Annotated in this window: 9 protein-coding genes; 4 read left to right on the top strand and 5 right to left on the bottom strand. The window is 61.4% G+C overall.

The window, feature by feature from the left end; all coding sequences use genetic code 11:
* Positions 1 to 187: 187 nt before the first annotated feature.
* From V7773_RS17285 to V7773_RS17270, 4 genes are all read right to left on the bottom strand, one after another.
* Positions 188 to 1,531, bottom strand: a complete 1,344-nt coding sequence (locus V7773_RS17285) for an imelysin family protein (protein ID WP_063322609.1) — start codon at positions 1,529 to 1,531, stop codon at positions 188 to 190.
* Between the two features lie 196 nt (positions 1,532 to 1,727).
* A complete protein-coding gene (locus V7773_RS17280; RefSeq protein ID WP_092144274.1) occupies positions 1,728 to 3,779 on the bottom strand; it encodes a putative bifunctional diguanylate cyclase/phosphodiesterase in 2,052 nt (683 codons plus the stop codon).
* 295 nt (positions 3,780 to 4,074) lie between these two features.
* Positions 4,075 to 4,671: a superoxide dismutase gene (locus V7773_RS17275; protein WP_063322607.1), complete on the bottom strand. Its 597-nt coding sequence runs from the start codon at positions 4,669 to 4,671 to the stop codon at positions 4,075 to 4,077.
* Between the two features lie 175 nt (positions 4,672 to 4,846).
* Positions 4,847 to 5,449 (bottom strand): LysE/ArgO family amino acid transporter, encoded by a 603-nt coding sequence (locus tag V7773_RS17270; protein WP_336074241.1) that lies wholly within the window; start codon positions 5,447 to 5,449, stop codon positions 4,847 to 4,849.
* 97 nt (positions 5,450 to 5,546) lie between these two features.
* On the opposite strand from V7773_RS17270, the gene V7773_RS17265 reads away from it, so the two are divergent.
* The 4 genes from V7773_RS17265 to V7773_RS17250 all read left to right on the top strand — a co-directional run bounded on the left by V7773_RS17265 (position 5,547) and on the right by V7773_RS17250 (position 9,617).
* Positions 5,547 to 6,446, top strand: coding sequence for a LysR family transcriptional regulator ArgP (locus tag V7773_RS17265; protein ID WP_072342064.1), 900 nt, complete (start codon positions 5,547 to 5,549; stop codon positions 6,444 to 6,446).
* Positions 6,447 to 6,531: 85 nt separating this feature from the next.
* Positions 6,532 to 7,524: an NAD-dependent epimerase/dehydratase family protein gene (locus tag V7773_RS17260; protein ID WP_063322604.1), complete on the top strand. Its 993-nt coding sequence runs from the start codon at positions 6,532 to 6,534 to the stop codon at positions 7,522 to 7,524.
* A gap of 138 nt (positions 7,525 to 7,662) precedes the next feature.
* Positions 7,663 to 8,538 (top strand): hypothetical protein, encoded by an 876-nt coding sequence (locus tag V7773_RS17255; protein WP_063322603.1) that lies wholly within the window; start codon positions 7,663 to 7,665, stop codon positions 8,536 to 8,538.
* Positions 8,539 to 8,774: 236 nt separating this feature from the next.
* Positions 8,775 to 9,617 (top strand): cache domain-containing protein, encoded by an 843-nt coding sequence (locus V7773_RS17250; RefSeq protein WP_336074239.1) that lies wholly within the window; start codon positions 8,775 to 8,777, stop codon positions 9,615 to 9,617.
* A gap of 258 nt (positions 9,618 to 9,875) precedes the next feature.
* Here the strand turns inward: V7773_RS17250 and rapA are convergent, their stop codons facing one another.
* Positions 9,876 to 12,722 carry an RNA polymerase-associated protein RapA gene (rapA, locus tag V7773_RS17245; RefSeq protein WP_336074238.1) on the bottom strand — a complete coding sequence of 949 codons (2,847 nt, stop codon included), beginning with the start codon at positions 12,720 to 12,722 and terminating at the stop codon, positions 9,876 to 9,878.
* Positions 12,723 to 12,908: the final 186 nt, after the last annotated feature.

The raw sequence follows: 12,908 nt of genomic DNA, 5'->3' as shown, positions 1-12,908 counted from the left end.
CCCCTGTGGCGAGGGAGCTTGCTCCCGCTGGGCTGCGCAGCAGCCCCAAAACAGGGCCGCTACGCGCCCCAGCGGGAGCAAGCTCCCTCGCCACAGGGTTGTCGTTCGAATTTCATTTTTTCAACTGACCTGCATCAGACAAAAAAAAAGCGACCCGAAGGTCGCTTTTTCTGTCAGCCAACCTTGATCAGAACTCGTGATCAGCGTTGTCCGGGTTCAGGTCGCTGATACCCAGTTTGCCCGCGGCCTGTTCGATCGAACCGGTCTGCTTGACCAGTGCGGCGATGGCGTCGCGCACGATCTGGTTGCCCGCGGTGTTGCCGGCGGCGATCAGTTGGTCGTAGTGCTCACCCTTGTTGGCGTGATCGACCATGACCTGGATCTTGGCCTCGGTGTCGGCCAGGTCGGCCTTGAGCGCCGTATCTGCGGCTGGATCGGCCTTGGCGACCAGGGACGACAGGCTCGCGCCGGTCATCTTGGTGCCGTCGACGCGGGTGTATTCGCCCAGGTACACGTTACGCACGCCTTTGGCATCGTAGAAGTGCGAGTTGTGGGTGTTGTCGCTGAAGCAATCCTGCTCGTCTTCTGGCGAGTTGGCTTCCAGGGACACCTTCATGCGCTCGCCCGCCAGTTCACCCAAGGACAGGCTGCCCATGCCGAACAGCATCTTGCGCAGGCCGCTTTCGGCCGGTTCGGCTTCCAGGGTGGCGCGGTAGTTGTCGGCCACGTTCGGCTTCCAGTTGCCGACCATCTCTTCGAGGTCGTTGACCAGCAATTGGGTCACGGACTTGAGGTAGGCACGACGACGGTCGTTGTGACCACCGGTGGCGCCAGTACCTTGCAGGTAGTCCGATGCCGGGCGGTTGCCCGCACCAGGGCCGGTGCCGTTGAGGTCCTGGCCCCACAGCAGGAATTCGATGGCGTGGTAGCCGGTGGCGACGTTGGCCTCGGAACCGCCCAGCTCGTTGAGGCTGGCGAGTTTTTCCGGGGTGATGTCTTTCACATCGACCTTGTCTTCGCCAACCTGGACTTCGGTATTGGCGATGATGTTGGCGGTGGCGCCAGGGTTACCCAGGGCGTGTTCGTAGGATTTGTCGACGTAGTCGATCAGGCCTTCATCCAGGGGCCAGGCGTTCACTTGGCCTTCCCAGTCGTCGATGATGGTGTTGCCGAAGCGGAACACTTCACTTTGCAGGTAAGGCACGCGTGCGGCGACCCAGGCAGCCTTGGCGGCCTTCAGGGTCTCGGCGTTCGGCTTGGCCAGGAACGCGTCGACGGCGGTTTGCAGGGTTTTTGCAGTGGATTCGGCATCGCTGTAGACGGCATAGACGATGTCGGCATAGTGCGCGACGACGGCCTTGGCGGCCGCTTCGTCGATTTTGCCGGCGGCAGCAGGGGCGACCGGTGCCGCGGTGCTGGCGGCAGGCGTTGGCGCTTGCGGGGCGGCGGCCTTGTCTTTGCCTTCGCCGCAACCGGCGAGGGAAATAGCGATAGCCAGCAGACTGGCGGTAGCCAGGGGCATACGAATCATGGCAAACATCCTGCTTCGATGATGGATGGGACAGGCGCGAGGGTGCGCAAAACTGCGACATAATGCGAAAGATTTGCATTATGTGTAAAGGGTTGCAGGTGTAAATATTTCTTATTTAATGATGAAAGATTGCCGCCTTCGATAGTGTCTGTAGGAACTGCCTCGCAAAGCGAGGCTTGGCGCCCAGGGGCAGGAATCAGATGATGGACGCCTTGCTGCGCTCGGCCTGCTTCAGGTAAAGGCCCAATTCCCGTGCCGGCAGCGGTTTGCTGTAGTAATACCCCTGACCTTCGTGGCAGCCCTCGGCGATGATGTAGGCTTCCTGCTCGACTGTTTCGACGCCTTCGGCAATGACCTGCATCCCCAGGCTCTTGCCCAACTGGATGATGGCCCGGACGATGGTTGCATCGTCCTCGTCGTCGAGCAGGTCCTGGACGAAGCTCTTGTCGATCTTGATCTTGTCCAGCGGCAGGCTCTTGAGGTAGCTCAGGGACGAATAGCCGGTGCCGAAGTCATCGATGGCGATCAGCGCCCCGGAGCGGCGCAGGCTCAGCAAATGCTGGGCAGCGGTGGTGATGTCTTCCATCAGGCCGGTCTCGGTGACTTCCAGCTCCAGGCTGCGCGGCGGCAGCCGGTACATTTGCAGGAGATTGTTCACCACCCGCGGCAGTTCGGCGTGGTGCAGTTGCACCGTCGACAGGTTGACCGCCATGCGCAGGTCGACGAAGCCCTGGTCGTGCCAGTCGCGCAATTGCCTGCAAGCCTGGTCCAGCACCCATTCACCGATGGCGATAATGGTGCCGTTCTGCTCGGCCAGGGGAATGAACAGATCCGGCGGCACCAGGCCGTGCTCGGGATGGTGCCAGCGGATCAGGGCTTCGGTGCCCACCACCCGCAGGTCGCGGTAGCTGATCTGCGGCTGGTACACCAAGGTGAACTGCTCGCGGGCCAGGGCCTCGCGCAAGTCTTTCTCCAGTTCGCGACGACGGCGCATCTCGCTGTCGACGCTGGCGATGTAGAACTGGTAGCGATTGCGCGAGCGGCTCTTGGCCAGGGTCATGGTCTGCTCGGCTTTCTGCAACAGTTTCTCGGTGCTGTCGCCGTCTTCGGGGAAGAGGGTGATGCCGATGGTGGCCCGCAGGCGGATTTGTTGATCGTCGATGGCGAACGGCGCTTCCAGGTCATCGAGGATGCTTTGAGCCAGTTCGGCCGCCTCGTAAGGCTGTTCGATGTCGGCCTGGACCAGCGCGAACTGATCGCCCCCCAGCCGCGCCAGTGCGCCGAGTCGACCGCTGTGGGCCCGCAGCCGATCGGCCAGGGCCAGCAGCAACTGGTCGCCGGTCTGATAGCTGAACTGTTCGTTGATGCCCTTGAAATCATCCAGCCCTACACACAACACCGCCACCCGGCGTTGCAGGCGCCCGGCGTCCACCAGGATCTTGTCCAGTTGCTGTTGAAGTTGCTGGCGGTTGGGCAGACCGGTGAGAAAGTCGTACTGGGCCATGCGCAGCAGGCTGTTTTCCGCTTCGTGGCGCAGGTGCGTGTTGCGCTCGATGGATTCGAGCAGTTGGTTGGCCGTATTGATCCACAGGCCCAGTTCGTTTTGCTCGTGGCCGCGCAGCTGCGGGATCTTGTGGGCGCTGGGGCGATCGGGGTTGATCTCGGTCAGGTGCTCGATGATCCGCGACAACGGCTTGGTCAGCAGCCAGTGATAGACCAGGTACAGCACCAGGCCCATGGCCAGGGCCCGCAGCATTCCGGAGATGAAGATGATCACCGAGCTGACGATGAAACCCTCGCCGTAGGTGGCGGTGTCGAGGGTAATGCTCAGGTCGCCGTAATATTCGCTATAGGGGCCGCGTCCCACCAGTTGCGTGGTGAAGGTGCGCTCCTTGCCCAGGATCAGGTCGGTCAGCCAGCGGCTTTCGGAGCGCTGCAAGGGCCGGGTTTTTTCGGCGAGCATGGTTTCGCGTGGATGGCCGATGGAAGCCATGCGTACGGCTTCGTCCTGGAACAGGCCCTCGATCACTTGCATGCCCATCTCCCGGTCCAGGCTGTAGACGGCCTGGGTCGAAGGATCGCGAAACATGTCGAGGATCCGTTGGGCGTCACTGGCGACGGCCTGGTTGGTTTTGTAGGCATCGAACACGATCTGGGCGCAGCTCAAGACCATGCCAACGATCAATGCCGAGAGGAGCACGACCCGGAGCAACTTCACAGACAAGCTGTTCTTGAGTTCCAGCTTCAAAGAGTGGTTCCTTGTTCCGTGCGGGTAGCGTCAAGTTGCCATGAGTATTGGCAATCCTGTGATGTCAGTCAAAGGGACAATCAAACACAAGGTTTTTCGCTTGAAACCTTATCGGTGTACGTTTTTTCCAGAGTGATTGCTCTACGACCATTGTGTCGGTTGGAAGGGGCCGCAACTTGAGGCCTCCAGGGATTTTTTCTTGGGGTTCCAGACGCGAGGTATTTTGCCTGCGGTCATTTTTTCCGGCAAAAAAAAACCCGGCACGACGCCGGGTTTTCTTGTCTGGCATTGGCGCTTAGGCGGTGAAGGCTTTGCCTTCGAACTGCTCGGCGACGAATTTCCAGTTGACCAGGTTCCAGAACGCTTCGACGTATTTCGGGCGAAGGTTGCGGTAGTCGATGTAGTAAGCGTGTTCCCACACGTCGCAGGTCAGCAGCGGGGTGTCACCGCTGGTCAGCGGGTTGCCGGCACCAATGGTGCTGGCCAGGGCCAGGGAACCGTCGGCCTTTTTCACCAGCCAGCCCCAGCCGGAACCGAAGGTGCCGATGGAGGTTTTGCTGAACTCTTCCTTGAACTTGTCGAACGAACCGAAGGCCTTGTTGATGGCTTCAGCCAGCGCGCCGGTTGGTTGACCGCCGGCGTTCGGTGCCAGGCAGTTCCAGTAGAAGGTGTGGTTCCAGACCTGAGCGGCGTTGTTGAAGATACCGCCCGAGGAAGTCTTGACGATTTCTTCCAGGGTCTTGCCTTCGAACTCGGTGCCAGGCACCAGGTTGTTCAGGTTCACGACATAGGTGTTGTGGTGCTTGTCGTGGTGGTATTCCAGTGTTTCCTTGGAAATGTGTGGCGCCAGTGCGTCGTGTGGATAGGGCAGCGGCGGCAATTCGAAAGCCATGGTGATTCTCCTAATCAGGTCAGTTGCGGTGAGCGCAAGGCCGATCACGGGCGGCCAGACTAGCGCCGGGGAGTTTGTACTCTTTGCGGCGCAGGAGTCGGATCATAGCACCGGGGGTGCGGCATAACCACGCAACAACTGTGTGGAATAGAGGTTCCAGAGCGGTTTGGAATAATCAGCCGTTGACGATCAATTGCACCGCCACGGTAAACATCATCACCGCCACGAGCAGGTCGAGGATCCGCCAGGTGCTGGGACGAGCCAGCCAGGGTGCCAGCCACGCAGCGCCGAAGGCCAGGGTGAAGAACCACAGCAGCGAGGCACTGGCCGCGCCCACGACATAGGCGCCAGGCACGCTCTGCTGGGCACCGAGAGAGCCGATCAGCAGCACGGTGTCGAGGTAGACGTGGGGGTTGAGCAGCGTCACCGCCAGGGCGCTGAGCAGCACCGCCCGCAGCGAGCGTACAGCCTGGTTTCCCCCCTGTCGCAGGCTTTGCTTCGAGCAGGCCCGGCGCAGGGCCAGGCTGGCGTACCAGAGCAGGAACGCCGCACCGCCCCAGCGGGCAATCGACAGCAGCAACGGACTCTGGGCCAGCAAGGTCGCCAAGCCGAAAACCCCAGCGGCGACCAGCAGCGCATCGAACGTGACGCACAGCGCCGCCACGGGCAGATGATGTTCGCGGCGCAGGCTCTGGGCCAGCACAAATGCGTTCTGGGCGCCGATGGCCATGATCAGCCCAAAGGCCACCAGCAGGCCGTTCATGTAACTTTGCCACATAGGTTTGATCCCCGGTTTGTGTCTCAATGCTGGCCATTCTCCGGGGAAGGGCTGTATAAGAAAAACAAATCCTGCTGATTGCTCATTAGGAAAACTGATGTTCGATTACAAATTGCTTTCTGCCCTGGCTGCCGTGGTCGAGCAGGCCGGTTTCGAGCGCGCGGCCCAAGTGTTGGGTTTGTCGCAATCGGCCATTTCCCAACGAATCAAACTGCTGGAAGCGCGCGTCGGCCAGCCCGTGCTGGTACGTGCCACGCCGCCAGCGCCCACGGAGATCGGCCGACGGCTGCTCAATCACGTGCAACAGGTGCGTCTGCTTGAGCGCGACCTGCAAAGCCTGGTGCCGGCCCTGGATGAAGAGGGTTTGCCGGAGCGTTTGCGCATCGCCTTGAACGCCGACAGCCTGGCAACCTGGTGGGCGGCGGCCGTGGGCGATTTCTGCGCCGAGCAGCACCTGTTGCTCGACCTGGTGGTGGAGGACCAGACCGTTGGTCTCAAGCGCATGCGCGCCGGTGAAGTGGCGGCGTGTGTCTGCGCCAGCGAACGCCCGGTGGCGGGCGCCCGCAGTGTTTTGCTGGGGGCGATGCGCTACCGGGCGCTGGCCAGCCCAGCGTTCATCGCCCGGCATTTCCCCGACGGGGTGCGGGCCGATCAACTGGCCCGTACGCCGGCATTGGTGTTTGGCCCGGATGATTTCCTGCAGCACCGCTACCTCGCGTCCGTAGGCGTGGAGGGCGGTTTCGAGCACCATCTGTGCCCCTCGTCCGAAGGTTTTATCCGTCTTGCTGAAGTCGGGCTGGGCTGGGGGCTCGTGCCGGAGCTGCAAGTGCGCGAACAGCTGGAGCGAGGCGTGCTGGTGGAATTGCTGGCAGATAAACCGATCGATGTGCCGCTGTACTGGCATCATTGGCGCAATGGCGGGCAGTTGCTCGGCTTGTTGACCGAACAGTTGATCCGCTCCTCCCGGCAGTGGCTGGTGCCTTGGGAGGCGCAGTAGACGTCAAGCTGCTGGTAAAAGCGGCGCACAGATAAAATTGCAGGTTGTAGCGCAAGGCTCGTAACCGCATTTCTTAGGAGCATTCATGAAAATTCTGGTCACCGGCGCGAGCGGCTTCATTGGCGGACGCTTCGCGCGTTTCGCCCTGGAGCAAGGCCTGGATGTACGGGTCAATGGTCGCCGGGCCGAGAGTGTGGAACACCTGGTGCGTCGCGGCGCACAGTTTGTCCAAGGGGATCTGAGCGACCCGCTGCTGGCCCGGGATTTGTGCCTGGATGTCGAAGCCGTCGTGCATTGCGCCGGTTCCGTGGGACTTTGGGGCCGCTACCAGGATTTCCACCAGGGCAATGTCCAAGTCACGGAAAATGTCGTCGAGGCCTGCCTCAAGCAAAAGGTTCGCCGATTGGTTCATCTGTCCTCGCCGTCCATCTACTTCGACGGTCGTGACCACCTCGGGTTGACCGAAGAACAGGTGCCCAAGCGCTTCAAGCACCCTTACGCGGCCACCAAATACCTGGCCGAGCAGAAAGTCTTCGGCGCCCAGGAGTTCGGCCTCGAAGTGTTGGCCCTGCGCCCGCGTTTCGTGACCGGTGCCGGTGACATGAGCATTTTTCCGCGGCTGTTGAAAATGCAGCGCAAGGGGCGCCTGGCGATTGTCGGCAACGGGCTGAACAAAGTGGATTTCACCAGCGTGCAAAACCTCAACGAAGCGCTGCTCAGCAGCCTGCTGGCTACCGATTCAGCATTGGGCAAGGCCTATAACATCAGCAATGGGGCACCGGTTCCACTGTGGGATGTGGTCAATTATGTGATGCGCCAGATGGAAGTCCCGCAGGTCCGGCGTTATCGTTCCTACGGCTTGGCTTATAGTGTCGCGGCCCTGAATGAAGGTTTCTGCAAATTGTGGCCGGGCCGCCCCGAACCGACGCTGTCGCGCCTGGGCATGCAGGTCATGAACAAAAATTTCACCCTGGACATCAGCCGGGCCCGGCATTATCTCGATTATGATCCGCAGGTCAGCCTGTGGACCGCCCTCGATGAATTTTGTGCCTGGTGGAAGGTACAGCAGCCTGTATGACTAGCCATACAGCCCACCCGAGTACCCGCTGATCGGCCCGTCATGAACCGACTGCCAGGTTCGGGGTCAATCGGTGCGGCGGGCGAGGGGGTTATACTCGCCGCATCAAGCCATCACCGGTTTCCCAAAGGTTGAACCATGCCCATGCGTAACGATGCCAACGACGACTTCGATGATGTACCGAGCCTGCGGATGCGGGCCGACATTCCCGATGACGATGATTTCCTGCCCAACCGCCAGCCTCACGTGCAAGCACGCCCGGCGCCCGTTGCCGCGGCCAAGGTCAAGGGGCCCAGCACCGGGCCGCTGTGGGCGTTGGTCGGCGCGCTGCTGTGTGCGTTCGGTTTCCTGGCCTGGTGGAGCTTCCAGCAGATTTCCCTGATGGAACAGCAACTGGTGGCCACCCAGGAGAGCTTCGCGCGGATCAGTGAAGATGCGGCGGGGCGACTGCAGGAGTTTTCCGGCAAGGTTGTCGCCGGCCAGTCCAATGTGATGAGCGACAGTGAGGCCTTGAAACTGCAGATCAAGCAGTTGGAAAGCAAGCTGCAGGATCAGGGCAAGCAATTCGACAACAAACTGTTGGAGCAGTATAAGCAACAGCAAGCTACCTTCGGTCCGTCCGCCGACCTGGACAAGGAACTGGCCCAGCTCATTGCCCAGGCCTCTGAGCAGCAGAACACCAACGCCCAGTTGCAAGCGTCCAACAAGGAACTCCAAGCCCAGGTCAAGACGCTGGTGGCTGAAGTTAACGCCCTGAAAAGCCAAGGCGAGGGTGGTGCCCTGGATGCTCAGCTCAAGAGCATCGGAGCCGACATCACCGCCCTGAAAAGAGCCACCTCCAACTCGGCCATCGATCGCCTGGAGCAGGACATGATCGTGCTCAAGAGCCAGCAGGACAAGGGCGGCAACACTGCCGAGTTCGACGCCTTCCGTGGCCAGGTCACCCGTAACATCAACACCTTGCAAGCGCAGATCCAGAACTTGCAGCAGCAACTCCGCGCTGGGGCTCAATAAGCCTGTGGGCGTTTGTTCGCGATAGCGATTGTGAATGTGCCGCCGCTATCGCGAGCAAGCTCGCTCCCACAGGAAACGCTGTCCAGCGTGGGAGCGAGCTTGCTCGCGATGGCACCGCCTCTGTCAGTAACCATACCCGCTGACGCCTCCGGCTCTCCAGCAATTCCCTGAATACTCCAACATCACCCCACGCCGTCTACGCTCTTGAAACACCAACAAGAACGAGGGGCGCGCATATGGGTTTTTTTCACAGGATGGCTTGGCTGGGCGCAATGCTTGTGCTGGGGCTGGCACCGGTTCATGCAGCGACACCGGATGACGGCCAGGCGGCCCGCTCGCTGCTGGAAAAGGCCTTGGCTTACTACCACGACAACGGCGACAAAGCCTTTGCCGCCTTCAGTCGCCAGGGGGAATTCGTCGACAAGGATCGCTACGTATTCGTGGTGGATACCCAGGGTGTGATGCTCGCCAGCGGCGGGCCTTCCTCGGCGCTGATCGGGCGGGATGTGTCTGAAGTGCTGGGCCCGGACCTGCGCAAAGCCTTCAAGGACGCCTTGAAGACTCCCGAGGCCAGTGGCATCCAGCAAGCCGAGTACCGTTGGCAGAACTGGTCGGACGGCAAGGTCGAGCGCAAGCATGTGTATTTCCAGCGTGTCGGCGAACGGATTCTGGCTGTCGGCTACTACCTGCCCCGGGCTTCCGCCGAACAGGCCAAGGCGCTGCTGGACAAGGCTTCAAGCGACCTGTTGAAAAATGAGAAGGCCACGCTGACGGCGGTTAACTCCCTCAAGGGCGGTTATCTGCAGGATGACTTGTACGTCTTTGTCGTCGACCTCAATACCCGGCGCTATGTCGGTCACGGCACCAACCTGCGGTTGATCAATACCGACTTCGCCAAGGTCAAGGACCCCGATGGCAAACCGGTGGGCGAGCCGATCCTGGCCATGATCGGCAAGCAGGACGTGGGGGAGTATGAGTATCGGTGGAAGAACCCGGTGACCGGTAAGGTCGAGGACAAGCACGCGTACCTGAAGAAGGTCGGGCACTTCCTGGTGGCGGTGGGGTATTACAGTCCTTGATGCCAAGGCCAAGGCTGGAGCTGAAGCCGACAGGGCATTGTGGCGAGGGGATTTATCCCCGTTGGGTTGCGCAGCAACCCTCTGCATTTCAACTGACAATCTCGGCGCATGATGGATTCTGGGGCTGCTGCGCAACCCAGCGGGGATAAATCCCCTCGCCACAGTTGACCATGTCCCGGCCAGGCATTTCTGTGTTTGGCAGGTTGCTCACAAAAAGGCCCGCATCGCTGCGGGCCTTTTTTCGGACTACTGCGGCAATCAGCCCGCCACCAACACCCGAATCGCCTCCAAGCGCAACGCCGCTTTCTCAAGCATCGCCAGCCCTTGCTCGCGTTGTTGGCGCAGGGCTACCAGTTCGCTGTCGCGCACGGTCGGGTTGACTGCTTGTAGGGCGGTCAGGCGCGCCAGTTCTTCGTCGGTATCGGCGGCCAGGCGACGCTGGGCCTCGGCCACGCGTTCGGCGTGACGCGGGGCGATCTTTTCTTCGCCTGCATTGATCCGAGGCGTGAGCTGGTCGCGCTGGGCCTGGATGAATTTGTTGGCGCTGGCACGTGGCACGCTTTCGAGCTGGTCGTTCAAGGTTTCGAACGAAACCCGGGCGGCCAGGTCGTTGCCGTTGGCGTCAAGCAGGCAGCGCAGGGCGGCCGGCGGCAGGTAGCGGCCCAGTTGCAGCGAACGCGGGGCCACTACTTCACTGACGTAGAGCAGTTCCAGCAACACGGTGCCGGGCTTGAGGGCCTTGTTCTTGATCAGCGCCACGGCGGTGTTGCCCATGGAACCGGACAGCACCAGGTCCATGCCGCCTTGCACCATCGGGTGCTCCCAGGTGATGAACTGCATGTCTTCGCGCGACAGCGCCTGGTTGCGGTCGTAGGTGATGGTCACGCCTTCGTCGTCGCCCAGCGGGAAGCTGGCGTCGAGCATTTTTTCGCTCGGCTTGAGGATCAGCGCGTTTTCCGAATGATCCTCACTGTCGATGCCAAAGGCGTCGAACAGGGTTTCCATGTAGATCGGCAGGGCGAACTGGTCGTCCTGCTCGAGAATGGCTTCCACCAGCGCATCGCCTTCACCGGTGCCGCCGGAGTTGAGCTCCAGCAAACGGTCTCGACCGGTGTGCAGCTCGGCCTCCAGGCGTTCGCGTTCGGTGCGGGCTTCGTCGATCAGTGCTTGCCACTGGCCATCGTCGGCTTCTTCCAGCAATGGCAGCAGGCGCGGGCCGAACTGATGCTGCAAGGCGTTGCCAGTCGGGCAAGTGTTGAGGAAGGCATTCAGGGCTTCGTGATACCACTGGAACAGCCGCGCCTGTGGGCTGGTTTCCAGGTACGGCGCGTGCAGCTCGATGGTGTGCTTCTGGCCGATCCGGTCCAGACGGCCGATACGTTGTTCGAGCAGGTCCGGGTGCGCCGGCAGATCGAACAGTACCAGGTGATGGGCGAACTGGAAGTTGCGCCCCTCACTGCCGATTTCCGAACAGATCAGCACCTGGGCACCAAACTCTTCGTCGGCGAAATAGGCCGCCGCGCGGTCGCGCTCCAGGATGTTCATGCCTTCGTGGAACACCGTGGCCGGAATGCCGGAGCGTACGCGCAGGGCGTCTTCCAGGTCCATGGCGGTTTCGGCGTGGGCACAGATCACCAGTACTTTGGTGCGCTTGAGCATCTTCAGGGTGTCGATCAGCCACTCGACCCGCGGGTCGAAACGCCACCAGCGTTCTTCTTCGCTGGCGTCCGGCTGGGCTTGGAAGCTGACTTCCGGGTACAGCTCGGGATGATCGCCCAGCGGCAATTCGAGGTATTCGGCCGGGCACGGCAGCGGATAGGCGTGCAGCTTGCGCTCCGGGAAACCCTGCACGGCGGCGCGGGTGTTGCGAAACAGCACGCGGCCAGTGCCGTGGCGGTCCAGCAGTTCACGCACCAGGCGGGCACTGGCTTCGACATCGCCATCATTGACGGCGGTCAGCAACGCTTCGCCTTCGTTACCCAGGAAGCCGTGGATGGTCTTGTGGGCTTCGGGCGAGAGGCGGCCTTTGTCCAGCAGCTCCTGCACGGCTTCGGCCACCGGGCGATAGTTTTCGCTCTCGGCACGGAAGGCCTTGAGGTCGTGGAAGCGATTCGGGTCCAGCAGGCGCAGGCGAGCAAAGTGGCTGTCCTGGCCCAGTTGTTCCGGGGTCGCGGTCAGCAGCAGCACGCCCGGGATCGTCTCGGCGAGTTGCTCGACCAGCGCGTACTGCGGGCTGACCTGATCTTCGTGCCACACCAGGTGATGGGCCTCGTCGACCACCATCAGGTCCCAGCCGGCGGCGAACAGCGCGTCCTGGGCCTTCTCGTCGTCCACCAGCCACTCCAGCGCCACCAGGGCCAGTTGAGTGTCTTCGAACGGGTTGCTGGCATCGCTTTCGATGAAGCGTTCTTCGTCGAACAGCGCGACTTGCAGGTTGAAACGTCGACGCATTTCCACCAGCCATTGGTGCTGGAGGTTTTCCGGTACCAGGATCAGGACGCGGTTGGCGCGGCCGGACAGCAGTTGACGATGGATGACCAGGCCGGCCTCGATGGTCTTGCCCAGGCCCACTTCGTCCGCCAGCAACACCCGCGGCGCAATGCGGTCGGCTACTTCACGGGCAATGTGCAATTGGTGGGCGATAGGCTGGGCACGGACGCCGCCCAGGCCCCAAAGCGAAGACTGCAACTGGCGGCTGGTGTGTTCCAGGGTGTGGTAGCGCAGGGAGAACCAGGCCAATGGGTCGATCTGGCCGGCGAACAGACGGTCGCTCGCCAGGCGGAACTGGATAAAGTTCGACAGTTGGGTTTCCGGCAGGGTGACGACTTCGTTCTGTCCGTTGAGGCCGTGGTAGACCAGCAGCCCGTCGATGTCATCGACTTCGCGCACGGTCATTTTCCAGCCTTCGAAGTGAGTGATCACATCGCCCGGCGAAAACCGTACACGGGTGAGCGGCGCGTTCCGTAGCGCGTACTGGCGAGTGTCGCCAGTGGCCGGATAGAGCACGGTCAACAAGCGGCCGTCCTGTGCCAGAACGGTGCCTAAACCCAGCTCGGCTTCGCTGTCACTGATCCAGCGTTGCCCCGGTTGATACTGCTGCGCCATGCTGCCTGACTCCCGCCTTGAAAAAGCCGGTTATCTTAACGGAAGGATCCCTCAGACCAAAGGATTTACGTACGTTGATTAGTGAGCGACGCACGGAACTTACGCTTGCCCAGCGATCAAACGAGCTCGGCCCTGGGGATCGCTGCAATGCCAACTGGGTCACAAGTTTCAGACCGGCGGTTCAAG

Origin of the sequence: Pseudomonas sp. 3JA, from assembly GCF_036961705.1 — a bacterium.
In the GTDB taxonomy this organism is placed as follows: Bacteria; Pseudomonadota; Gammaproteobacteria; order Pseudomonadales; family Pseudomonadaceae; genus Aquipseudomonas; species Aquipseudomonas fluorescens_Q.
This window is presented reverse-complemented; position numbering and strand designations above follow the sequence as displayed.